Annotated in this window: 18 protein-coding genes; 13 read left to right on the top strand and 5 right to left on the bottom strand. The window is 72.2% G+C overall.

Going from position 1 to position 24,271, the window contains the following annotated elements; translation table 11 throughout:
* Window positions 1–171 precede the first annotated feature (171 nt).
* Window positions 172–2,394, top strand: a complete 2,223-nt coding sequence (locus ACFYW1_RS29935) for an MMPL family transporter (protein WP_389000010.1) — start codon at window positions 172–174, stop codon at window positions 2,392–2,394.
* A 38-nt stretch (window positions 2,395–2,432) separates the two neighbouring features.
* Complete coding sequence (locus tag ACFYW1_RS29930) at window positions 2,433–2,987, top strand: GNAT family N-acetyltransferase (RefSeq protein WP_389000140.1); 555 nt, start codon at window positions 2,433–2,435, stop codon at window positions 2,985–2,987.
* 47 nt (window positions 2,988–3,034) lie between these two features.
* On the opposite strand, the gene ACFYW1_RS29925 is transcribed toward ACFYW1_RS29930, so the two are convergent.
* Window positions 3,035–5,608, bottom strand: coding sequence for a helix-turn-helix domain-containing protein (locus ACFYW1_RS29925; RefSeq protein WP_389000007.1), 2,574 nt, complete (start codon window positions 5,606–5,608; stop codon window positions 3,035–3,037).
* A gap of 302 nt (window positions 5,609–5,910) precedes the next feature.
* Between ACFYW1_RS29925 and ACFYW1_RS29920 the strand changes: the two genes are divergently transcribed.
* The 3 genes from ACFYW1_RS29920 to ACFYW1_RS29910 all read left to right on the top strand — a co-directional run bounded on the left by ACFYW1_RS29920 (window position 5,911) and on the right by ACFYW1_RS29910 (window position 8,764).
* On the top strand, window positions 5,911–6,135 hold the full coding sequence (locus tag ACFYW1_RS29920) for a hypothetical protein (protein WP_389000005.1): 225 nt from the start codon (window positions 5,911–5,913) through the stop codon (window positions 6,133–6,135).
* 153 nt (window positions 6,136–6,288) lie between these two features.
* A complete protein-coding gene (locus ACFYW1_RS29915; protein WP_389000002.1) occupies window positions 6,289–7,551 on the top strand; it encodes a serine hydrolase domain-containing protein in 1,263 nt (420 codons plus the stop codon).
* Between the two features lie 109 nt (window positions 7,552–7,660).
* Window positions 7,661–8,764 carry an alpha/beta hydrolase gene (locus ACFYW1_RS29910; RefSeq protein ID WP_388999999.1) on the top strand — a complete coding sequence of 368 codons (1,104 nt, stop codon included), beginning with the start codon at window positions 7,661–7,663 and terminating at the stop codon, window positions 8,762–8,764.
* Here ACFYW1_RS29910 and ACFYW1_RS29905 read toward each other — a convergent pair.
* The 3 genes from ACFYW1_RS29905 to ACFYW1_RS29895 all read right to left on the bottom strand — a co-directional run bounded on the left by ACFYW1_RS29905 (window position 8,722) and on the right by ACFYW1_RS29895 (window position 11,560).
* Entirely contained in the window at window positions 8,722–9,153 is a 432-nt protein-coding gene (locus tag ACFYW1_RS29905) for a DUF6191 domain-containing protein (protein ID WP_389000137.1), read from the bottom strand. The two genes, ACFYW1_RS29910 and ACFYW1_RS29905, sit on opposite strands and share 43 nt — an antisense overlap.
* Before the next feature lie 28 nt (window positions 9,154–9,181).
* Window positions 9,182–10,348 carry a PQQ-dependent sugar dehydrogenase gene (locus ACFYW1_RS29900; RefSeq protein WP_389000134.1) on the bottom strand — a complete coding sequence of 389 codons (1,167 nt, stop codon included), beginning with the start codon at window positions 10,346–10,348 and terminating at the stop codon, window positions 9,182–9,184.
* A gap of 219 nt (window positions 10,349–10,567) precedes the next feature.
* Window positions 10,568–11,560 (bottom strand): aldo/keto reductase, encoded by a 993-nt coding sequence (locus ACFYW1_RS29895; RefSeq protein ID WP_388999996.1) that lies wholly within the window; start codon window positions 11,558–11,560, stop codon window positions 10,568–10,570.
* A gap of 310 nt (window positions 11,561–11,870) precedes the next feature.
* Here ACFYW1_RS29895 and ACFYW1_RS29890 point away from each other — a divergent pair, with 310 nt between their 5' ends.
* The 8 genes from ACFYW1_RS29890 to ACFYW1_RS29855 all read left to right on the top strand — a co-directional run bounded on the left by ACFYW1_RS29890 (window position 11,871) and on the right by ACFYW1_RS29855 (window position 22,994).
* Window positions 11,871–12,839, top strand: a complete 969-nt coding sequence (locus tag ACFYW1_RS29890) for a 2-hydroxyacid dehydrogenase (protein ID WP_388999993.1) — start codon at window positions 11,871–11,873, stop codon at window positions 12,837–12,839.
* Between the two features lie 184 nt (window positions 12,840–13,023).
* Complete coding sequence (locus tag ACFYW1_RS29885) at window positions 13,024–15,960, top strand: putative bifunctional diguanylate cyclase/phosphodiesterase (protein ID WP_388999990.1); 2,937 nt, start codon at window positions 13,024–13,026, stop codon at window positions 15,958–15,960.
* A 219-nt stretch (window positions 15,961–16,179) separates the two neighbouring features.
* Window positions 16,180–18,036, top strand: coding sequence for an acetolactate synthase large subunit (locus tag ACFYW1_RS29880; protein ID WP_388999987.1), 1,857 nt, complete (start codon window positions 16,180–16,182; stop codon window positions 18,034–18,036).
* A 22-nt stretch (window positions 18,037–18,058) separates the two neighbouring features.
* Entirely contained in the window at window positions 18,059–18,586 is a 528-nt protein-coding gene (gene ilvN / locus ACFYW1_RS29875; RefSeq protein ID WP_148839397.1) for an acetolactate synthase small subunit, read from the top strand.
* Between the two features lie 112 nt (window positions 18,587–18,698).
* Window positions 18,699–19,700, top strand: coding sequence for a ketol-acid reductoisomerase (gene ilvC, locus ACFYW1_RS29870; protein ID WP_388999983.1), 1,002 nt, complete (start codon window positions 18,699–18,701; stop codon window positions 19,698–19,700).
* Between the two features lie 274 nt (window positions 19,701–19,974).
* Window positions 19,975–21,567 carry a phosphoglycerate dehydrogenase gene (gene serA / locus ACFYW1_RS29865; protein WP_388999980.1) on the top strand — a complete coding sequence of 531 codons (1,593 nt, stop codon included), beginning with the start codon at window positions 19,975–19,977 and terminating at the stop codon, window positions 21,565–21,567.
* Window positions 21,568–21,645: 78 nt separating this feature from the next.
* The gene (locus tag ACFYW1_RS29860; protein WP_388999977.1) at window positions 21,646–22,227 is read left to right on the top strand and encodes a TetR/AcrR family transcriptional regulator; all 582 of its coding nucleotides are present in this window, start codon (window positions 21,646–21,648) and stop codon (window positions 22,225–22,227) included.
* Window positions 22,228–22,469: 242 nt separating this feature from the next.
* Entirely contained in the window at window positions 22,470–22,994 is a 525-nt protein-coding gene (locus ACFYW1_RS29855) for a hypothetical protein (RefSeq protein WP_388999974.1), read from the top strand.
* Between the two features lie 26 nt (window positions 22,995–23,020).
* Here ACFYW1_RS29855 and ACFYW1_RS29850 read toward each other — a convergent pair whose 3' ends face one another.
* Window positions 23,021–24,196: a PucR family transcriptional regulator gene (locus tag ACFYW1_RS29850; protein ID WP_388999971.1), complete on the bottom strand. Its 1,176-nt coding sequence runs from the start codon at window positions 24,194–24,196 to the stop codon at window positions 23,021–23,023.
* Between the last annotated feature and the right edge of the window lie 75 nt (window positions 24,197–24,271).

The following is a 24,271-nucleotide window of genomic DNA, read 5'->3' as shown; positions in this document are numbered from 1 at the left end:
CCGTCGCGAACCGGGACCGCGGCAGCCTCCGTGGCCATTGTGAGTAAGGCCACGAAAGGGGCAAAGGATCACGATCGGCTGCCAGAGTGGCAGTTCTCAGGTCATGCGCTCTTTGCGGGTAATTCATGCTTTGTCCCGACGAAGGGCCACGAACCGGCAGGGAGCACGTCCGTGGCCGCCATCGCCCGCTGGTGCATCAGGCACCGCCTCATCGCCGTCCTCATCTGGCTCCTCGCCCTCGGCGGAGCAGCCACCGCGGCGGGATTCGCGGGTTCCGCGTACTCCAACGACTACGAGGTGCCCGGCACGGAGTCCGGCCGGGCCACCGAACTCCTCACGAACGGCTTCACCGACCTCGGCGGGGACACCGACACCATCGTCTGGCACACCACCGACTCCACCGTGCGGGCCGACGACGTCCGCCAGACGATGACCCGGACCCTGCACCGGGTCGAGGAACTGCCCGGCGTCGGCTCGGTCACCGGACCCTACGGGGCCGCCGGCGCGGCACAGATCAGCGAGGACGGACGCACCGCCTACGCCACGGTCACCTTCGACCGGCAGGTCGACGACATCCCGGTGACCCAGGCGCAGGCCCTCGTCGACACCGCGAGGGCGGCGGCCGGCGAACACCTCCGGGTGGAGGTGGGCGGCTCGGCGGTCGCCCTCACCGAAGCGCCCTCCGCCCACCTCAGCGAGGTCGTCGGCGTCGTCGTCGCGGCGGTCGTCCTGTTCCTCGCCTTCGGTTCGCTCGCCGCCAGCATGCTGCCCATCGCCACCGCCCTCGTCTCCGTCGGCACGGCCTACGCGGGCATCGTGCTGCTGGGCCACCTGATGACCGTCGCCGACTTCGCCCCCATGCTGGGCATGCTGATCGGGCTCGGCGTCGGCATCGACTACGCGCTGTTCATCGTCACCAGACACCGCAGAGGGCTGCGCAGGGGGCTGACGGTCACCGAGGCGGCGCAGGACGCCGTCGCGACGACCGGCCGGGCGGTGGTCTTCGCCGGGGCCACGGTCTGCATCGCCCTGCTCGGCATGCTGATCCTGCGGCTCGGCTTCCTCAACGGCGTGGCCATCGCCGCCTCGCTCACCGTCGTACTGACCGTGGCCGCGTCCGTGACCCTGCTCCCCGCCCTGCTGTCCTTCATCGGGACGCGGGCCCTGAGCCGGCGCGAGCGGCGCAGGCTCGCCGAGCACGGGCCGCAGCCCGAACTCCCCACCGGCTTCGCCGCCCGCTGGTCCGCCTTCGTCGAACGCCACCCCAAGCTGCTCGGCGGGATCGCCGCCGTGGTGATGCTGGTCCTGGCCCTGCCCACCTTCTCGCTCCACCTGGGCAGCGCCGACCAGGGCAACAACCCCGCCTCGTCCACCACCCGGCAGGCGTACGACCTGCTGGCCGAGGGCTTCGGGCCGGGCGTCAACGGGCCGCTGACGGTCGTCGCCCGGCTGGACGGCGCGGACGACCGGCTGGCGATGGACGGACTGCCCGCCACGCTGCGGTCCACCGAGGGCGTGGCCTCGGCCGGCCCGGTCACCTACAGCGCCGACGGCGAAACGGCCTTCGTCACCGTCGTACCGAAGACGTCGCCGCAGTCGGAGCGGACCAGCGAGCTCGTCGACCGGCTGCGCGCGGACGTGCTGCCGCAGGCCGCGCAGAACACCTCGCTCCAGGCCCACGTCGGGGGAGTGACCGCGAGCTACGACGACTTCGCCGGGATCATCGTCGGCAAGCTCCCGCTCTTCATCGGCGTCGTCACGGGGCTCGGCTGCCTGCTCCTGCTGCTGGCCTTCCGGTCGATCGGCATCCCACTGAAGGCCGCGGCGATGAACGTGGCCGCCGTGGCCTCCTCGTTCGGGGTGGTCGTCGCGGTCTTCCAGTGGGGATGGGGGAGCGAGCTGCTGGGGCTGGGCAGCGCGGGCCCCGTCGAACCGTTCCTGCCGGTGATCATGGTGTCCGTGCTCTTCGGGCTGTCCATGGACTACCAGGTGTTCCTGGTGGGGCGGATGTACGAGGAGTGGCTGGAGACCGGCGACAACCGGCGGGCGGTCCGGGTCGGCCTCGCCGAGACCGGCCGGGTGATCAACTCCGCGGCCGTGATCATGATCTCGGTCTTCCTCGCGTTCGTCCTCAGCGGGGACCGGGTCATCGCGATGTTCGGCATCGCGCTCGCCGCCGCCGTCGCCCTCGACGCCTTCGTCCTGCGCACGCTGCTGGTCCCGGCCCTGATGCATCTGCTGGGCGGGGCGAACTGGTGGCTGCCGCGCCGGCTGGACCGGCTGCTGCCGCGGATCAGCATCGAGCCTCCCGAGCGGCCGGTGCCGCATGCGAGGATCCCGCAGGCGGCGCAACCGGTCGAGGACGGGGCGGTGGAGGCCGCGAAGACGGTGTGAGCCGTCCGATGATTCCGACCACTTCGATAAGGGGCATGATGTTCGCGGTATCCCTGGGCGACGACGGAGCGGAACTGCGTCCGCTGGAGATCTGGCAGGCACAGGAGTTCCTCGCCCACATGGACCGGGCCCGGGAGCTCGTCGATCCCTGGATCCCCTTCGCGTCCTTCGCCACCGACCTGGAGTCGGCGCGCGCCCTGCTCGGAAGGTACGCGCAGAAGCAGGCGACCGACACCGGCCGGCTCTACGGCATCTGGCTGGACGGCACGCTGGTCGGCGGCGTCCTGTTCCGGGTCTTCGACACGGAGTCGGGCAACTGCGAGGTCGGCTGCTGGCTCGAACCGGCCGCGCAGGGGCGCGGTCTGATCACCCGGGCGGCGCGGAAGCTGATCGACTGGGCGGTGCACGAGCGCGGCATGCACCGGGTGGAATGGATCGCCTCCGCCGCGAACCGGCGCAGCGTCGCCGTGGCCGAACGGCTCGGCATGAAGCAGGACGGGGTGCGGCGCGAGAGCTACCTGTACCGGGGCGAGCGGCACGACTCGGAGATCTGGTCCGTGCTGGCCCCGGAGTGGCGGGCCCGGAAGGACTGAGAACGGGGGCGCGGCGCACCGTCGGGCGGGCGCCGCGCCCTGCCCGCTCAGCCGCCGCGGGCCGCCGGCGTCCGCTGCGTCCCGGCGCCGAACCTGGCCGGCGCGTACTTGCGCTGGTGCTCGCGGTAGGAGCGGGCGAGGTGGTGCTGGAGCCGGATGTGGCGGAACTGGTACACCGCACCGGCCCGGCGCAGCACCCCCCGGCGGTAGGCGTCGTCCAGGAAGGCCACCGTGTCCCAGGGCAGCTTGCCGGTCATCGGCAGCCACACCCGCGACAGGACCAGCCACCGCCCCCAGGCGGTGAACGAGAGCGCGTACGAGCAGGTGCCGCCGAGCCCGCCGATGGCGCCGATGAGGAGCCCGTCCGCCGGGTCCCAGACCAGCGGGCCGAGGAGGCCGTCGAACAACTCGGCGACCAGGCCCCCGCCGAACGCGATGACCAGGGTGAGCATCGGCGCCAGTACGAGGACCTGCCGGAGCACCGTCGCGCGGTTCGAGGCCAGCAGACCGGCCGGGGTGGCCGCGGAGGAGACATCCAGCGGGGCTTCGAGCGCGGCCAGGATCCCGAAGACGAGCCCGGCGCCCGCCCCGAAGATCAGCCCGAAGAGCAGCATGTCGACGAGCGTGCCCTTGATCACCATTTCGTTCGCGAGCGGGACTCCGTAGAACAGCCGGCGCTGGAGGGTGAGGGCGGACGCGCAGCCGGCCCCCATCACGGAGCCGCCCAGCAGCACGGCGCCGAATCGGGCGGCGAACGTACGGATCGGTCTGCGCCCCACGCCGGTGCCCGCGCCGGGCAGCCGCAGCCGTACGCGGGCCGGTTCGAAGGCCATGGTGCCGAACCGGGCCAGGACCGCGTGGACGCACCCGAAGGCGAGACCGGCGACCGTTCCCATCAGACCTCCCAGCAGGAGGGCCTCGCCGATCGGGAACGGCAGGCTGATCAGGTTGATGAGCCACTCGCAGAGGGCGACGCAGAGCGCCGACGCCACCACCACCGACAGCAGGCGCGTGGACAGCCGCAGCGAATCACCGATCCGCCACCACGCCAGGTCCTGCTGGTCGCGGTCGAGCCGGGCCAGATGGTGGGCGAGGTAGCCGAGCCAGTGCTCGGCGCGCTCGGGGTCGCGGGGCCGCTCCCGGCGGCCGGCGGCGCTCCGTTCGGCGACGCGGCGCCGGTAGACCGTCGGCACGAAGCCCGCCAGCAGATGCTCCTCCAGGGAGTTCTCGTCGGGGAAGAGCCCGGTGTCCAGCAGCTCGGCCGGATTCCGGTCGGGCGCCTCGCTGTACATCGTCCGCGCCAGGATGATCATGAGCGGGGTGCTCAGGACCCTGGCCAGGGGAGCGGCCTCCCCGCCCTCCCGGGCGCGCAGCCGGTCCAGTACGGGGGTCCAGACCGCCTCGCTCCCGTCGTCGCGGGGGATCCGGCGGGCCGTCCGGGGCAGGTAGTCGTCGAGGTCGTCGAGGGTGAGGTCGGTCAGTTCGAGACCGGCGGCCCAGACCAGCGGGGCCCCGGCCTCCCGGACGGCCTCGGCGAACTCGCCGCGCCGGCTGGTCAGGACGAGCGGCACCGAGGTGGAGTTGAGCTCCTCCAGGGCCGCGCTCCGCAGCCCCTCCGCGATCTCGTCGAAGCCGTCCAGGACCGGCAGCACGAGGTCCGCGTCGACCAGCGCGGTGGCCAGCGTGGACCCGCCGGGCGCCCGGCGGGTGAGATGCGGGTGGTCGCGCACCAGCCGGTCGATCAGCCAGTCCCGTAACGCGACGGCCGTGGGGTCCCAGGAGCCGACGCCGAAGATCACCGGCACCCGCTCGTGCGGCTCCCGGGTCTCCAGCCGGTCCAGCACGAACCTGATCGTCAGGATCGACTTGCCGGACCCGGCCCGGCCGAGGACCACCAGCCGCCCGGAGTCGATCCGCCGGTAGACCTCGGCCACGCTGCCGAGGTCGCCGCTCAGGTCCATCCGGTCCGGCGTCGCTCCCGGCGGCAGCCGCTGGATGTTCGCCGAATGGTCGGTCAGGGAATCGGGCGCGTCCTGCCAGCGCACCGGCAGCGGAAACGGGTCGTGGACCCGGCGGTGCTCCTCCTCGCGCTGCCAACGGCGCCTGATCTCCTGCGCCAATTCGTCGGCGGCGGCGACGAGGGGATTGCGGAACGGTGATGCGAGACGACCGGGACCGGACCGCGGACCGGACTTCTTCCGGAGGCCCGGCCCGGAATCCGTTCCGGAAACCTCTTCGGAATTCTGCCCGGCCTCCGGACCGGAATTCTGTGCCGGAACGGGTGAGGGAACAGGTGTGGTCACGGAATCCGCCGGGGCCTCCGCCATGGAATTCGCCGTGGAATTCGATGAGGTGGACTCCCCGGCCGTCCCGGTCTCCCCGGAATCCGGCGCGCTTCGCGTTCCCGTGAGCAGGGCCACGAGTCTCTGGCGGTCCTCGGGCCCGGCCTCCAGGGCGTCCGCCAGCAGATTCACCGTACCCAGCCGGTGATCGCTGGATCTGCCGGTCTCCAGTCTGCGGATGGTGCGCACGCTCACTCCGGACCGTTCCGCCATCTGCTCCTGCGTCAGTCCCGACCGGGTGCGCAGCCGACGCAACAACGTGCCCAGCTGATCCGTCACTTGGACATCCCCTCCACCACCGAGCGCGGCCGGTCATGAGCCTATCGTGACGACCGGTCATGCATGGCCGGTCGTATGGCCTGTTCCCCGAGCAGGGCGAACGCCACGATCAGTGGTGCCCGGTCGGTACGCCGACGCGGGGCGACGCATACCGCAGGACCTCCGAGAAGCAGATGGCACACGCGGCCGGCCGACGACGGACCGTCGACGGACCGGGGCGGACCGCAGGGCCGGGCGGGCCCGGCACCGGACCCGATCGCCTCTCCCGGTTTTCTCCTGCCACGGACATATGAGGAGTTGACATGGCATATCGGTTCTGGTGCGGCGAATGCGGTTTCAAGACGCCATGGCTCAGCGAGTCCCAGGGGTCGGACCGCCAGCTCGAACATTACGAGAAACAGCACCCCGGAATTCCCCCCGGTGGCCACGTGGAGGTCAACCGGAAGAACCCGGAGGGCGGCGGATGCTTCGCGGTGCTGGGAATCGTCGTCCTCCTGCTGATCATCGCGGCCTCCTGTCAGCGATAGGTCCTCGGACCCGCCCGTGTCCACACGGCGGCGCTCCTGCGGAACCGCCGTCCCGGACGACGTCACGACGTCTTCCGGGACGGCATCCGGAACGAATTCGACTTCTGCCGAACAGCTGGAACGACCAGCCGACTGAGAGGGACGGAAAAGAAAATGAGCATGCGTGATGTCTCCGGGGCCCGTATCCCGACTGCCACGGAGGAAACGGGCGTCGACGGCGCGGCCCGGAGCCCCTCGCCGACGCGCGGGAACTGGCGCCGGCTGCTGCCGGCGGCCACCGCGGTCTGCCTCCTGATGACCGGGGCCGCCCCGGCCGTCGCCGCCGCCCCGGCCACCGGCTCCTCGTCCACCGGCTCCCCGGCCGCGGCCCAGACCCCGGCCGACATCCTGCAGGCCGGAGCCCAGCAGGGGATCGCCGACGGATACCCGGGCGTGATCGGCATGGTCCGGCAGGGCGACACCACCCAGTACGTCCACGCGGGCGTCGGCGACCGCGCCACCAAGACGCCCGCGGACCCGAAGGCCAAGTTCCGCATCGGCAGCAACACCAAGGCGTTCGTCTCCACCGTGCTGCTCCAGCTGGAGGCCGAGAAGAAGCTCTCGCTGGACGACACCGTCGAACGGTGGCTGCCGGGCGCGGTCGCCGCCAACGGCTACGACGGCTCGAAGATCACGATCCGTCAGCTGCTCAACCACACCTCGGGCCTGCCCGACTACCTCGGCTCCCTCCAGATCAACGGCCCGTACTTCCTCAACCTCAACCCGAGGGAGGCGTACCCTCCGCAGAACCTGGTCGACGTGGCCCTCGGCATGCGCGCGCCGGCGACCGAACCGGGCGAGAAGTTCGGCTACTCCAACACCAACTACGTGCTCGCGGGCATGGTGATCAAGGCCGTCACCGGTGAGGACGCGGCCGCACAGATCCAGCGGCGGATCATCGAACCGCTCGGCCTGCGCGACACCAGCTTCCCCACCACCGACCCCGCGCTCTACGGCAATTACCTCCGCGGCTACGTGCTCCGGGCGATCCTCATCGGCGACGGCACGGTCTCCAACGTGCAGGTCACCGGGAGCGCCGGGGCCATGGTGTCGACCATGGACGACCTGGCCGCGTTCGGCAGGGCGCTGATGACCGGAAAGCTCCTGGCACCCGCGCAGATGGCCGAGCTCAAGACCACCGTTCCCGTGGCCACCGGCGTCGGCTACGGGCTGGGCATCGAGCGCATGGAGCTGCCCTGCGGAAAGACGGCCTGGGGACACAACGGCGCGGTGCTCGGCTACTTCAGCGAGTGGCTGAGCAGCGAGGACGGCACCGAGCAGGTGCTGCACACGAACAACGAGTTCCACATGCTCGCCGGTACGCCGGGGCAGGCACACACGGGCAAGGCCATGACGGACGCGTTCTGCGCGCTCTGAGCACCGCGACCGGAAGGGAGCTCCCCGCGCGGCCGGCCCGCCGACAGGCCCCGGCCGCCGGGCCGGCCCCACTCACCCGTGAGAGCCCCGCTCTCGGAGAGGACACCCGATGAGAACGCAGCCGACCACCCGGCGGACCCGGACCCGGACGGCCGTCGCAGCCGCCGCGCTGGCCGTGACCGCGACCCTCGCCACCCCGCTCGCACACGCCGGGGGCACCGAGGGCGCCGCCCCTCCGCCGGTGCTGTCCGACGGATTCGGCCTGACCCAGATCGCCGGGGGCACCGAGGTGCACTCGGACAACGACTTCACCATCACCGTGACCACCTCGCAGGTGACCGGACCGCGCAAGATCCGCATCTTCCTGCCCAGCGGCTACCGCAGCCAGCCCGGCAAGCGCTGGCCGGTGACGTACTTCCTGCACGGCGGACCCGGAAACCCGGACGACGCCGCGGCCGCCCCGGCCCTGCGCTCGGACTCGATGATCACCGTCGTGCCGGACGGCGGCCGGAAGGGCTGGTACGCCGACTGGCTCATGCAGAAGACCGCCGAGGGCGCGGCGAACTGGGAGACCTTCCACCTGAAGCAGGTCGTCCCCTTCATCGACGCGAACCTGCGCACCGTCGCCGACCGGGACCACCGGGCCGTCGTCGGCCTGTCGATGGGCGGCTTCGGCGCCCTGCACTACGGCGAGGCCCGCCCCGACCTCTTCGGGCACGTCGCCTCGCTGTCCGGCGGCATCGACTTCGGCATGGCGGAGGTCCGCGCGGCGGTCCTGGCCACGGAACTCAACCTGCCCGGCGCCTGGTGCGCCGTGAGCAGCTCCACCCCGCCCGGCACCGGCGAGTGCACGGGCTACGGCCCGGTCGTCGACAGCGACGCGATCTTCGGCTCCCCGTACCCGATCCTCGACGCGGACCGGATCTGGAAGGCGATCGACCCGGCCGCCCCGGTCAACCTGGCCAGGCTCGCCGACACCGACGTCACGCTCTACACCGGCGACAACGATCTGATCGACCACTTCACCGCGATCGCCTCCAGGAACGTCAAGGCCCGCATGGACAAGCTCGGCCTGAGCAGCCGCCTCGTCGACTACGGCAACGGCTCGTCGCTCTCGCCCACCTGCAACGGCGGACACAACTACGGCTGCTGGGCACCGGCCGTCGCCGACTACGTCCCCCGGCTCCAGGACGCCTTCGACCGGGCCGGCTGAACCGGCCCGGCGCAGGCGGCGGGCCCGCGTACGCGACGCGGGTCCGTCACCCCCGGCCGGGGCCCGGGAGGGCACCGGGACCGGCGGCGGGGTCCGATCCGGGATCGGGGGAGGGATCGGGCCCCGCACCGGGGGCGGGGTCGGGGGGGGGGGGGGGGGGGGGGGGGGGGGGGGGGGGGGGGGGGGGGCCCCCCCCCCCCCCCCCACCCCTCTTCCCGTGCTCCGGAGGCGCCGGACGGCCGGACGGTGACCTTGCCCGAGGCCAGGTCTATCGGCCCGCGCCCCGGGTCGCCGATGCCGAGGTCCGCCCGGGACAGCTCCAGCCGCTTCTGCTCCTCGGCGGTGTGCTTGCGGCCGGGCGCGAAGAGTTCCTCGAAGAAGTTGAACACCAGCCGCACGCCCTTCCTGCCGTGACCGCTACCGCACCTCCAGCACCAGGATCCTGTCGTCTCCCGGTTCGGGGGTGCCGCGGCCGTCCGTGTTGCTCGTGACGAGCCAGAGCCTGTCGCCGCCCGCGGCGAGCACGGTGCGCAGACGGCCGTACTTCTTCTCCAGGAACGCCTGCGGGGCCGCCAGGGGTTCCCCGCCGTCCCTGCCGGACAGCGGAATCCGCCAGAGCCGCTCGCCGCGCAGGCCCGCCATCCAGATCGAGCCCTTGACGAAGGCGATCCCGCTGGGGGACGCCTCGGACGTCTTCCACTGTGCCACGGGGTCGACGAAACCCTTCCGGCCCGCCTTGCCCTCGACCTCCGGCCAGCCGTAGTTCCTGCCCGGCAGGATCAGGTTCAGCTCGTCCCGGCTGTCCTGCCCGAACTCCGACGCCCACAGCTGCTTGCGCCCGTCCCAGGCCAGCCCCTGCACATTGCGGTGCCCGGACGAATACACCACGGAGTCGGCCTCGGGGTTGCCGTGCAGCGGCTGCCCGTCCGGCGTCATCCGCAGGATCTTGCCGGCCAGCGACTCCGGATCCTGCGCGAGACCGTCGTCCCCCGTCTCGCCGGTGCCCGCGTACAGCATGCGGTCCGGCCCGAAGGCGATCCGGCCGCCGTTGTGGATCGCGCCCTTGGGGATGCCGCGCAGGATCGTGTCCGGGGCGCCCAGCAGCCGGCCCGGCACCGTGCCGTCCTCGTCGTACTGCATGCGCGCGATGCGGTTGTCGGACTCGGTCGTGAAGTACGCGTACACCAGGTGGTCCGCGCCGTAGGTGGGGGAGACCGCGATCCCCAGCAGTCCGCCCTCGCCGGCCGGCGCCACCCCGGGCACGGAGCCCAGCAGGGTCTTCTTCCCGCTCTTCGCGTCGATCCGGGTGATCGTGCCCTTGTCGCGCGAGGAGACCAGCAGGTCGCCGTCGGGCAGCGCCGCCAGGCCCCAGGGCGAGTCCAGGCCCTCGGTGAGCGTGGAGACCACCTTCACCGAGCCCTTCGCGGGCGGCAGGGAGGCGGTGGCGGTCGGGGAGGCCGACGGGGACGGGGCGGCGGGGGAGACGGCGGCCGACGGCGTCCGGCCGGTGTGCGCCGCGCCGCCGGAACCGTCACCGGAGCACCCCGCGGTCAGCACCAGCGAACCGGCGGCCAGCGCGGCCAGCGTGCCCCGCCGCACCGCCCCGCGGCCCGGGCCCCGACGCCGCCCGCCGGGCCCCGCCGGGCCCCGTACAGATCCGAACAGAACACCGCGCACAGAACCGATCCCTTCGACGGACACCTGACCACTCCTCAAACACCGTCGCCCCGTTCCGGGTTCCCGGTGCCCGACGATTGTCCCCGCCCGCCGCCGGAAGCGGCGCCGAGGAGCGGAGACCGGCGCTCAGTCCCAGGATCCCTGGGCGCCGGGCAGCCGGGCGATCTCCGCCAGGTCCCGCGCGGTCAGCTCCAGCCCGGCCGCCCCGGCGTTCTCCACCGCCCAGTCCTCCCGCTTCGTCCCCGGCACCGGCACCACGTGCGGGCCCTGCCGCAGCACCCAGGCCAGCGCCACCTGTGCGACGGTCGCCCCGTGCCGCTCGGCGATCCGCCGCAGCCCGGCCACCACCGGCTGGTTCGCCGCCATCATCTCCGCCGTGAACCGGGGGTGCCGGGCCCGCAGGTCGTCCGGCTCGAAGCCCTGCCCCGGCGTGAGCGTGCCCGTCAGATAACCGCTGCCCAGCGGCATGGCCGCCAGCAGCCCCACCCCCCGCGCCGAGCACCACGGAAGCAGGGCGTCCAACGGCTCCGGGGACCAGACCGAGAACTCCGCCTGCACCGCGCTCACCGGGAAGACCTGCTGCACCCGCTCCAGCTGACGGATCGTTCCGTCGTACATGCCCGCGCCCGACCGCCGCGGGGCCCGCGCCCCGACCGCGCAGAGTCCGAGCGCCCGCACCTTGCCGGCGGTCACCAGCTCCGCCATCGCGCCCCAGGTCTCCTCGACCGGCACCTCGGGATCGGCCCGGTGCAGCTGGTACAGATCGATCACATCGGTCTGCAGCCGACGCAGCGAGGCGTCACAGGCCCGCCGCACGTAACCGGGACGGCCATTGGCCACGATGTGCTGATCACCCACCAGCAGCCCGCACTTGGTGGAGACGAACGCGTCGGCCCGACGGCCCTTCAGCGCCCGCCCCACCAGCAGCTCATTGGTGAAGGGGCCGTACATGTCGGCGGTGTCGAGCAACTGCACCCCCGCGTCCAGCGCCGCGTGCACCGTCCGCAACGCACGGTCACCGCGCTGTTGTGACGCGCTGTACGCCCAGCTCATCGGCATGCAGCCGAGGCCGACCGCCCCCACGGCGAGCGCCGCCGCACCGAGACTCCTGCGCTCCAACTCCCCGTACCCTCCCTGGGTCCCGCCACCGGACCGCCGCCCGTCGCGGACGCCCGGCGCTTCCCCGAGCTCCCGGCTCCGTCAGGGCAGGGGGGACCCCTGTCCCGGCCCCGGAACTCCCCGGCGCCCCGCGACCGCGCGCGCCGGACGCCGCACGGCATCCCTGCGGGCGACGACGGCAGTTCGACGACCGGGTTCGGGTCCCGCGATCACGGGACCACACCGCACCCAAAGTAACCTCTGCCGCCCGGCGCCCCTCGCGCAGCCTCCACCGATCGCCCCCGGGGGGGCATGTCCTAGCCTCCTGATCATGACTCCGACGAAGACTTCCGACCCGACGAGAACCCCCGACGTCTGGCTGCCGTTCCCCGCCGACGAGATCGACGGGCTTCCCGAAGGGCTCAACTACCGCTTCTGGGACGGGGGCCCGGACTACCCGGCCGACCCCGCCGACTGCGCCTTCTACGTCGTGCCGTACATGAAGGGCGCGGAGGTCGCGGTCCGTCCGCTCGGCGGCATGGCGTCGGTCCGGGTGGTGCAGACCCTCTCGGCCGGCATCGACCACGTCGAACCCGGTCTCGGCCTGCTTCCCGCGGGGGTGCGGCTGTGCAACGCCAAGGGGGTCCACGAGGCGTCGACCGCCGAGCTCGCCCTCGCCCTGATCCTGGCCTCCCTGCGCGGCATCCCCCGCTTCGTGCACGGCCAGGACGAGGAGGAATGGCGCTCGGGCTTCTACCCCGCGCTCGCCGACAAGTCCGTGCTGATCGTGGGCTACGGGTCGATCGGCTCCGCCATCGAGGACCGGCTCGTGCCCTTCGAGTGCGCGCGGGTGGCACGCGTCGCGCGCACCGCGCGGACGACCGCGCGCGGCCCCGTGCACACCCTCGACGATCTGCCCGAACTCCTGCCCGAGGCCGACGTCGTCGTGCTGTCCACCCCGCTGAACCCGTCCACGCAGGGGCTGGTGGGAGCCGGCTTCCTGGCCGCCATGCGGGACGGGGCGCTGCTCGTGAACGTCGCGCGCGGCGGCGTCGTGGACACCGCGGCCCTGCTGGCCGAACTGGAGTCCGGCCGGCTGTGCGCCGCCCTCGACGTCACCGACCCGGAACCCCTGCCCGCCGGGCACCCCCTCTGGCATGCTCCCCACGTCCTGATCACGCCCCATGTCGGCGGCAGCACATCGGCGTTCCTGCCGCGCGCCAAGCGGCTGATGGCCGGACAGCTGAACCGGTTCGCCGCGGGCGAGCCGCTGCGGAACGTCGTGCGCACCACCGGCTGACCACGCGGCGGTTCCCCGCCACCGCGCAGCGTGCGGACAACGCCCCAGGTCGTCACGGAGAGTAGAGGAACTATGTCCCTGAGTGACGACTCTGGTGTATCGTCCCGAAAGGGGCGCTGCGTCGTGGAAGGGACGGCGCCGGGGGACGCGACACGCAAGGGGGGCGACGGGCGATGCACGGCCGATGGGTGGACGATCCGACACCACGGGGCAGTCGACGGGGACCGGCGGGGCGCCGGGTGAGGGCACAGCCGACGGCATCGGGGTCGCGCCGGTGAGCGCGCCGGTCGACGCCCTCGGCGCGCTCCTCTCCCGCCGGTCGGCCGTGTGCGGCCCCTCCGCCCTGTTCTGGCAGCTCCTGCTCGGCTTCGTCTGCGCCGGTTACGCCGTGGGCGCGGCCCTCGGCTGGGGATCACGCCAACTGTCTCTCTTCATGGGGGACTTCGGTCTCAGCGCGGCCGCGCTGATCGCCGCCGTCTCCTGCTTCCTCTACGCACGCGCCGTCGGCAGCCGGTTCCGGCCGGCCTGGCTGCTGTTCTCGTTCTCCTCGCTCATGGCCGCCGGGGGCAACGCGGTCTGGGGCTGGTACGAGGTCGTGCTCGGGCGCGAGGTGCCCACCCCCTCCGTGGCCGACGTCCTCTTCCTCTGCTTCGCGCCGCCCGCCATCGTCGGGCTGCTCGTCCTCGCCAAACGCCCGGTCACCAGAGCCGGCTGGGTCTGCCTCGCGCTGGACGCCTGGCTGATCGGCGGCTCGCTCCTCACGCTCTCCTGGAGCCTCGCCCTCGCCCACACCGCCCACCTGGTGGACGCCGAGGGCACCAGCGTGGCCCGCGCGGCGCTCTCGCTGGCCTACCCGCTGCTCGACATCGTGCTGGTCTCCATGGTGCTCGCCCTGCACTTCCGGCGGATCGGCGCCGACCGCTCCGCGGTGAACACCGCCGTGGCCGCGCTCGCCGTGACGGTCCTGTCCGACGCCCTGTTCACCTCGCCGCTGCTGCGCCAGAGCTACCACTCCGGACAGTTGCTGGACGCGGGATGGTTCGCCGGTTCCCTGCTCCTCGCGTACGCCCCCTGGGGCGCCAACAGAGCGGCGGACAACGCTGTCCCGCCGCGGGAGGAGCCGCAGTCCGCCAGCCGCCCCGTCGCGGGCTCGCTGGCCGCGCTGACGCCGTACCTCGCCGCCGCCGTCTGCACCCTCGGCATCCTCTACAACGTCATCGAGGGCCGCCGGGTGGACCGCGTCGTGGTCCTCACCGGCTGCGCGGTGGTGCTCGCCCTGGTGGTCCGGCAGGGCATCATGCTCGTCGACAACATCGCCCTCACCCAGGAACTGGCGCAGAAGGAGAACCACTTCCGCTCCCTGGTGCAGGGCTCCAGCGACGTCATCATGATCGCCGCCCCCACCGGCGTCCTGCGCTACGTCAGCCCCGCCGCCGCAGGGGTGTACGGACGCGACGCCGACGAGCTGGTCGGGGCCGAGCTCTCCTCGATCATCCATCCGGACGACCTGGGGCGGGTGGTCCACGAAGTGCGCCGGTTCCTCGCCGCCCCGCCGGGCGAGGAACCCACCACCCGCATCGAGTGCCGCTTCCGCTCGGGCACGGGCGACTGGCTCAACGTCGAATCCACCGTCAACCGGCATCAGGGCGGCCTGATCCTCAACAGCCGCGACGTCACCGAACGGGTGCGGCTGCAGGCCCAGTTGCAGCACAACGCCGAGCACGACCCGCTCACCGACCTGCCCAACCGGGCCCTGTTCACCAAGCGGGTCCGCCAGGCCCTCGGCGGCCGGCGGGCCGGTGACCAGGGCACGGCCGTGCTCTTCATCGACCTCGACGGCTTCAAGTCGGTCAACGACCGCCTCGGCCACCAGACGGGCGACGAACTCCTCGTCCAGGCCGCCCACCGCCTCCGCGAATCCGTCCGGTCCGGCGACACCGCGGCCCGGCTCGGCGGCGACGAGTTCGCGGCGATCATCCTCGGCGACGGCACCCGCGACCAGGCCGCCCGGGAGTGCCAGGTCCACGAGATCGCCGACCGGCTGCGCCTCACCCTCTCCCAGCCGTACCGGATCGGTTCCGGGGACGTCCGGGTCGCCGCCTCCATCGGGGTCGCCTTCGCCGAGCCCGGCATCAGCCCCAGCGACCTCATGCGCAACGCCGACCTCGCCATGTACCGCGCCAAGGCGGGCGGAAAGAACCGCGTCGAGCTGTACGCGCCGCAGATGCAGGCCGAGGTCGTGCGCCGCTCCGAGCTCTCGGCCCGGCTGCGCACCGCCCTGCGCGACGGCGAGTTCGCCCTGCTCCACCAGCCCGTGGTGCACCTCGCCAGCGGCACGATCGCCGCCGTCGCCGCCCAGGCCCGCTGGCGCTCCGCCCAGGGCATCCTGTTCACCCCGGCCGAATTCCTCCGCACCGCCGAGGACAACGACCGCACCGCCGAGCTCGGCCGCTGGCTCCTGGAGGAGGCCGTCGCCCAGGCCGCCGAGCGGGCGAGGGCGGGGCACCCGGCCCCCGTGTCCGTGCGGCTCCCCGCCCGCAGACTCCTCGACAAGGGACTCCCGTTCAGCTCCGTCGAGGCACTGCTCACCCGGCACGGCCTGCCCTCCGGAGCCCTGATGATCGAAGTGGCCGACAGCGACCCCCGGATCTCCTTCGACGAACTGGAGCAACGCCTCGTGGCCCTGCGCCGCCTCGGTGTCCGCATCGCGCTCGACGGCTTCGGCAGCGGCTACGCCGCGATCAACGCCCTGCGCCGGCTCCCCATCGACGTACTGAAACTCGACCGCGGCCTCGTCGAGGGCGTCGTGGAGTCCGCCCGGCTGCACAAGATCACCAGCGGCCTCCTGCGGATCGCCTGCGATCTCGGCATGCAGTCCGTGGCCGACGGGGTGGACCTGCCGGAGCAGGTCCTCGCGCTGCGCGCCATGGGCTGTACGCACGGCCAGGGGATGGCCTTCTCCGGCCCGCTCGACGAGTACCGGCTGCGCCGCGCCCTGGCCCGCGGCGAGTTCCCGGTGCCCGGCACAGGCAGCGGCAGCGGCACCGGGAGACCCGTCCTGACCGGGGGTTCCACCCGTTCGGGTGGATCACATGTTGAGACGACCGTCCCACCCACTTGACATGTCGAGTGCGTCGGAGAGAGGGTCATTGCCATGCGCACCCGAATTCTCGTACTTGGAAAGCGCGTCGGCTGAAGCAGAGTCCCTCGCTCGACACTCTGCAGGACCCCACCGACGCGCTCCCCTCGCTTGCCTCACGGCACGAGGGGTTTTTTGTTGCACTGACACCAGGCAAAACGTCTCAAAAAACCCGCAAGAACCCTCAGCTTCGAGAAGAGAATGCCGATGACCGAGCAGGCCACCGGGGCCCACCACCCCCAGCCGCGGGCCCGTAACGGCGGATCCCCCGCCGCCACCGTCGAGCACGTCACGGGCGCGCAGTCCCTCGTCCGCTCCCTGGAGGAAGTGGGCGCCGACACGGTATTCGGCATTCCCGGCGGCGCCATCCTCCCGGCGTACGACCCGATGATGGACTCCACCCGGGTCCGCCACGTCCTGGTCCGCCACGAGCAGGGCGCCGGGCACGCCGCCACCGGCTACGCCCAGGCGACCGGCAAGGTCGGCGTCTGCATGGCCACCTCGGGCCCCGGCGCCACCAACCTGGTCACCCCGATCGCCGACGCCCACATGGACTCCGTCCCGCTGGTCGCGATCACCGGCCAGGTCGCCTCCAGCGCCATCGGGACGGACGCCTTCCAGGAAGCCGACATCTGCGGCATCACGATGCCGGTCACCAAGCACAACTTCCTGGTCACCAGGGCCGAGGACATCCCGCACACGATCGCCGAGGCGTTCCACATCGCCTCCACCGGCCGGCCGGGCCCGGTCCTCGTCGACATCGCCAAGGACGCCCTCCAGGCGCGGACCACGTTCAGCTGGCCGCCCACCCAGGACCTGCCCGGCTACCGCCCGGTCACCAAGCCGCACGCCAAGCAGATCCGCGAGGCCGCCAAACTGATCGTCCAGTCCAGGCGCCCGGTGCTGTACGTCGGCGGCGGCGTCATCAAGGCGGGGGCCACCGCCGAGCTGAAGGTCCTCGCGGAGCTCACCGGAGCGCCCGTCACCACCACACTGATGGCGCTCGGCGCATTCCCCGACAGCCACCCGCTGCACGTCGGAATGCCGGGCATGCACGGTGCGGTCACCGCCGTCACCGCGCTGCAGAAGGCCGACCTGATCGTCGCCGTCGGAGCCCGTTTCGACGACCGCGTCACCGGCAAGCTGGACAGCTTCGCCCCGTACGCCAAGATCGTCCACGCCGACATCGACCCGGCCGAGATCGGCAAGAACCGCGCCGCCGACGTCCCGATCGTGGGCGACGCCCGCGAGGTCCTGGCCGACCTGGTCCAGGCCGTCCAGGCCGAGCACACCGACGGCCACGTCGGCGACTACGAGGCGTGGTGGAAGGACCTCAACCGCTGGCGCGACACCTACCCGCTCGGCTACGACCTGCCCCAGGACGGCAGCCTCTCGCCGCAGCAGGTCATCCAGCGCATCGGACAGCTCGCCCCCGAGGGCACGATCTTCGCGGCGGGCGTCGGCCAGCACCAGATGTGGGCCTCGCACTTCATCCAGTACGAGCAGCCCGCCACCTGGCTGAACTCCGGCGGCGCCGGAACGATGGGGTACGCGGTCCCGGCCGCGATGGGTGCCAAGGCCGGCATGCCGGACCGCACGGTCTGGGCGATCGACGGCGACGGCTGTTTCCAGATGACCAACCAGGAACTCACCACCTGCGCGCTCAACAACATCCCGATCAAGGTCGCGATCATCAACAACGGCGCGCTCGGGATGGTCCGCCAGTGGCAGACCCTGTTCTACAACCAGCGGTACTCCAACACCGTCCTGCACTCCGGCGCCGACACCGAGGGCGTCCCGGCGAAGGGCACCCGCGTCCCGGACTTCGTCAAGCTGTCCGAGGCCATGGGCTGCTACGCGATCCGCTGCGAGGACCCGGCCGACCTGGACAAGGTCATCGAAGAGGCCAACTCCGTCAACGACCGCCCCGTCGTGATCGACTTCATCGTCCACGAGGACGCCATGGTGTGGCCGATGGTCGCCGCGGGCACCTCGAACGACGAGGTCATGGCCGCCCGCGGGGTCCGCCCCGACTTCGGCGACAACGAAGACGACTGAGAGACAGAGAGAGACCGACTCCATGTCCACCAAGCACACGCTCTCCGTCCTGGTCGAGAACAAGCCCGGTGTCCTCGCCCGGATCACCGCCCTGTTCTCCCGCCGCGGCTTCAACATCGACTCGCTCGCGGTCGGTACCACCGAACATCCCGACATCTCCCGCATCACCATCGTCGTGAGTGTCGAGGACCTGCCACTGGAGCAGGTGACCAAGCAGCTCAACAAGCTGGTCAACGTCCTGAAGATCGTCGAACTCGAGCCGTCCGCTGCGATCCAGCGCGAGCTCGTCCTGGTGAAGGTCCGCGCCGACAACGAGACCCGCTCCCAGATCGTCGAGATCGTCAAGCTGTTCCGGGCCAAGACCGTGGACGTCTCCCCCGAGGCCGTCACGATCGAGGCGACGGGCGGCGCGGACAAGCTGGAGGCCATGCTCAAGATGCTGGAGCAGTACGGCATCAAGGAGCTGGTCCAGTCGGGCACCATCGCCATAGGGCGCGGCGCGCGCTCGATCACCGACCGTTCGCTGCGCGCCCTGGACCGTACGGCGTAGGACCCTGCGCCGGACGGCCCCGACCCGCCGCCCGCATGGCAAGACCCCCCAACGTATTCGACGCCCCCGCCGTACGGTGGGACGCAACACCTGCACACCAAGGAGAAACCCAGTGGCCGAGCTGTTCTACGACGCCGACGCCGACCTGTCCATCATCCAGGGCCGCAAGGTCGCGGTCATCGGCTACGGCAGCCAGGGTCACGCCCACGCGCTGTCGCTGCGCGACTCGGGTGTCGACGTCCGTGTCGGCCTGCACGAGGGCTCCAAGTCGAGGACCAAGGCCGAGGAGCAGGGCCTGCGCGTGGTGACGCCGGCCGAGGCCGCCGCCGAGGCCGACGTCATCATGATCCTGGTCCCGGACCCGATCCAGGCCCAGGTCTACGAGGAGTCCATCAAGGACAACCTCAAGGCGGGCGACGCGCTGTTCTTCGGGCACGGCCTGAACATCCGCTTCGACTTCATCAAGCCGCCGGCCGACGTCGACGTCTGCATGGTCGCCCCGAAGGGCCCGGGCCACCTGGTCCGCCGCCAGTACGAGGAGGGCCGCGGCGTCCCGTGCATCGTGGCCGTCGAGCAGGACGCCTCGGGCAACGGCCTGGCGCTCGCCCTGTCGTACGCCAAGGGCATCGGCGGCACCCGCGCCGGCGTCATCAAGACGACCTTCACCGAGGAGACCGAGACCGACCTGTTCGGTGAGCAGGCCGTCCTCTGCGGTGGCACCGCCGCTCTGGTCAAGGCCGGTTTCGAGACCCTGACCGAGGCCGGTTACCAGCCGGAGATCGCGTACTTCGAGTGCCTGCACGAGCTGAAGCTCATCGTGGACCTCATGTACGAGGGCGGCCTGGAGAAGATGCGCTGGTCCATCTCGGAGACCGCCGAGTGGGGCGACTACGTCACCGGCCCGCGGATCATCACCGACGCCACCAAGGCCGAGATGAAGAAGGTCCTCGCGGAGATCCAGGACGGCACCTTCGCCAAGAACTGGATGGACGAGTACCACGGCGGCCTGAAGAAGTACAACGAGTACAAGAAGGCCGACAGCGACCACCTCCTGGAGACCACGGGCCGCGAGCTGCGCAAGCTCATGAGCTGGGTCAACGACGAGGACGCGTGACACCGACGCCCCGGGGGCGGGCCGCAGGGCCTGCCCCCGGGGCGTTTCCGTCGTTCCACCGCACGGAAGAAGCGGCGCGCCATACGTGTGTACAAGACGTCCACCCCCGTGTGGGTGATCCTTCCAACGGGGCGCAGTGCGGGTCCGGTCACATGACTACACTGCTCCCCATACACGCGTCAGGCCCACAGTGTCGTGCGTCTTCCACGCGGCAAGCCCCTCCACGCCTGCGGCCGTCGGGACGGCCGTCCGCACTGGAACTGTGAGGACTCACGTGAGCTCGAAACCTGTCGTACTCATCGCTGAAGAGCTGTCGCCCGCCACGGTTGACGCCCTGGGCCCGGACTTCGAGATCCGGCACTGCAACGGCGCGGACCGCGCCGAGCTCCTCCCCGCGATCACCGACGTGGACGCCATCCTGGTCCGCTCGGCCACCAAGGTCGACGCCGAGGCCATCGCCGCCGCCGGGAAGCTGAAGGTCGTCGCCCGCGCGGGCGTCGGTCTGGACAACGTGGACGTCTCCGCCGCCACCAAGGCGGGCGTGATGGTCGTCAACGCCCCGACCTCCAACATCGTCACCGCCGCCGAGCTGGCCTGCGGTCTGCTGGTCGCCACCGCGCGCAACATCCCGCAGGCCAACACCGCCCTCAAGAACGGCGAGTGGAAGCGCTCGAAGTACACCGGCGTCGAGCTGAGCGAGAAGACCCTCGGCGTGGTCGGCCTCGGCCGGATCGGCGTCCTGGTCGCCCAGCGCATGTCGGCCTTCGGCATGAAGATCGTCGCGTACGACCCCTACGTGCAGCCCGCGCGGGCCGCGCAGATGGGCGTCAAGCTGCTCTCGCTCGACGAGCTGCTGGAGGTCGCCGACTTCATCACCGTGCACCTGCCCAAGACCCCCGAGACGATCGGCCTGATCGGCGACGAGGCGCTGCACAAGGTGAAGCCCTCGGTGCGCATCGTCAACGCCGCGCGCGGCGGCATCGTCGACGAGGAGGCACTGGCCTCCGCGCTCAAGGAGGGCCGCGTCGCGGGCGCCGGCCTCGACGTGTACACGAAGGAGCCCTGCACGGACTCCCCGCTGTTCGCGTTCGACCAGGTCGTCTGCACCCCGCACCTCGGCGCCTCCACCGACGAGGCCCAGGAGAAGGCGGGCATCGCGGTCGCCAAGTCCGTCCGCCTGGCCCTCGCCGGCGAGCTCGTGCCGGACGCGGTCAACGTCCAGGGCGGTGTGATCGCCGAGGACGTGCGTCCGGGCCTGCCGCTCGCCGAGAAGCTCGGCCGGATCTTCACCGCGCTCGCGGGCGAGGTCGCGGTCCGCCTCGACGTCGAGGTGTACGGCGAGATCACCCAGCACGACGTCAAGGTGCTCGAACTCTCCGCGCTCAAGGGCGTGTTCGAGGACGTGGTCGACGAGACCGTGTCGTACGTGAACGCCCCGCTCTTCGCGCAGGAGCGCGGTGTCGAGGTCCGCCTCACCACCAGCTCCGAGTCGCCCGACCACCGCAACGTGGTCACCGTCCGCGGCACGCTCTCGGGCGGCGAGGAGGTCGCGGTCTCCGGCACGCTGGCCGGTCCCAAGCACCTCCAGAAGATCGTCGCCGTCGGCGAGTACGACGTGGACCTGGCGCTGGCCGACCACATGGTCGTGCTGCGCTACGAGGACCGCCCCGGCGTCGTCGGCACGGTCGGACGGATCCTCGGCGAGGCCGGTCTGAACATCGCGGGCATGCAGGTCTCGCGGACGGGCGCGGGCGGCGAGGCGCTGGTCGTGCTCACCGTCGACGACGACGTCCCGCCCGCGGTGCTCGCCGAGATCTCCTCGGAGATCGGCGCCGCCTCGGCCCGCACGGTGAACCTGACCGACTGACCGGTCCCGTCCCGGCACGTACCCGGAATCCAGACAACCGTCTTACACGGACGTCTGGGCGCCGGGTACGCTGCTGTCATGGGACACCGTGAGGATCTGCTCGAAGGCGCCAAGCGCTGCCTGCTGGAGAAGGGGTACGCCCGGACGACGGCGCGCGACATCGTGGCCGCCTCCGGTACGAACCTCGCCTCCATCGGCTACCACTACGGCTCCAAGGAGGCCCTGCTCAACCTCGCCTTCCTCAAGGTGACGGAGGAGTGGGGCGATGTGCTCACCGAGAAGCGGGACGCGGACGGCGACGAGGCGGCCCGGCCGCCGCTCGACCAGTTCCGCGACACCTGGCAGCGGGTGATCGACAGCTTCGAGGGGACCCGGTCCGTCTGGCAGCTCCAGATGGAGGTCGTCTCCCGGATCGACCAGGACCCGGAGCTGCAGAAGGCCCTGGTGGGACCGCAGCGCGAGGGCCGCGACGGGCTCGCCGAGAACATGCTCGGCATCGACCCGGAGAAGGACCCGGAGAAGGCGCGGGTGGCCGGGCTGTTCTGCCAGGCACTGCTCGCGGGCGTGATGGTGCAGTGGCTGATGGACAGTGAATCCGCGCCGTCCGCACAGGATCTGACGGATGGTCTGAAAGCGGTGCTGGAGGGGCGGGAGTCCTGACGGTGCCGGGGGCGGGGGCGAGGACGCCCCGGCCCGGCGGGACGGCGGAACCGGATCGCGGTTCCGGACGACGGAGGGGAGCGGGGCATGAACGGTGGGGTGCGGGGCCTTCGGGCCTCCCGGCCGGAGCGGGGCGCGGGACGCGGGGGCGAGGGGCGCGGCGCGCCCGCCGGGCACCGGCCTCCGGCGCGGCTCGCGAAGCCGCTTCCCGGAGCGACGGCCCCGGCGCACCGGACCGCCCCGTGAGCGCCCGCGCCGGGGAGACCTTCGACACCGCCCGCGCGCTGGCCGACGTCCGGGGACTGCTGGCCGGCCCGGTGCCGGAGGCCGGTCCCGTCGTGGCCGAGGGCGAGCCGGACACGGGGGAGTGGACCGCCACCGCGGGCCCGGGGTTCCGCATCGTCCCGCTCTGGGAGGGCGACTCGCTGACCGGCGTGTACGAATCCGAGTGGCACGAGGCCGTGGACGCGTCCGAGTCCCATCTCGCCGGTCTGGCGGCGGAGTTGGACCGCGAATGGGGCCCGCACCACGTGGTGCCCCTGCACGTGCCGATGCTGCGCCACCAGCGGGGCGTCCCGGTCGAGCCGCTGTTCGAGGCGCTGTTCTCCGAGGACCTCTACGGGGACCTGACGGTCTGGGGCCCGGTCGACGGCACCGGCCGCTGGGTCGCGCTGGGCGTGGGCCACAGCGACGGGGACGCGCCGCTGGTGCTGGCGGCGCTCGTCAGCCTCCGGTCCGTCACCGTCCCGGACACCGACGACCGGTGACCGCGGGCGGCCGGTGACCCGGGACGTCAGGGCGCCGGCGGGACCGCCGGACCCCGGATGGTCCGCAGACGCGCGGTCTTGAGCGCCATGTGGAGCAGCAGCCGGTCCTCGCCGTCGTTCAGGTCGAGGCCGGTGAGCTGCTGGATCCGGGAGAGCCGGTAGTACAGCGTCTGGCGGTGGACGCCCAGCTCGGCGGCGGTCCGGGAGGCCTGGCCCGCGCAGTCGAGGAACACCTCGGCGGTGTGGGCCAGCTCCTTGTGCGACGGGGCGAGCAGGGCGCGGACGGCGAAGTCCGCGGCGGTCCCCGCCGGGAGCGCGGTCAGCAGCCGGTACGGGCCGATCGCGGGCCATCCGGCGACCGGGCCGAAGCGGGACTCGGCCGCCGCGGCGCGGGCCGCGCCCGCCGCCTCGTGCCAGGACGCGGCCAGGTCCACCAGGCCCCGGCGGGGGGCGGAGATCCCGGCGGTGGCGTCCCGGCCGACGGTGGAACGCAGCCGCTCCGCGGCGGTGAGGGCCGGGGCGAGGGCCTCGGCCGAGCGCAGCCGGACCAGCGCGGCCAGCGCCGGGAGCCCGGCGTCGGGGAGCGGGACGGAGACCAGCGCCGCCGCCGACGGCACCGTACGGACCGAGGGCGGGTCGTCCGGCCACGGGGTCACGCACACCACCGCGTGCAGCCCCTCCGCGTCCGGCCCCAGCGCCTCGTGCAGCGCGGCCACCGCCATGTCGCGCTGCCAGCCCCGCCCCGCGGTCAGGACCGCGCCGAACTCGCGGGACGGGTCCGAGCCCGCCCGGGCCTCGGCGGCGAGCAGCGCCCCGATCCGGGCCGCCACCTCCATCGCCGCCCTCAGCTGCTCGTCGGTCGGCCCCGGCTCGGCGTCGAGCAGCCATACGTAACCGAGCACGGCACTCCGGTGGCGTACCGGAAGGCAGAGCCGGTCCCGGAAGACCCCGGCCTCCGGGGCGGCCGGGATGCGGACCGGGCCGGTGGCGCGCGTGATGCCGAAGCCCTCGAACCAGGCGCGGACCGCGGGGGTGGAACGGCGGGTCAGGATCGAACGGGTGCGGACCGGGTCCATCGCGGAGTCGTCGTCGCTGTCGTGCGCGCCGAAGGCGACCAGCGCGAAATCCCGGTCCTCCAGCGTCGCCGGAGCGCCGAGCAGCCCCGAGATCTCGTCCACCAGCTCCTGGTAATCGCCCTTCACCCGGCCATTCTCGCACCCCTTCAGACATATGTCTGAGAACCGGGGAACGGATGCGTGACAGCTGTCGATGGCACA

This window comes from Streptomyces sp. NPDC002669, assembly GCF_042889165.1.
GTDB lineage: Bacteria > Actinomycetota > Actinomycetes > Streptomycetales > Streptomycetaceae > Streptomyces.
The sequence above is the reverse complement of the archived record's forward strand: the minus strand, read 5'-3'. Positions and strand labels throughout refer to the sequence as shown.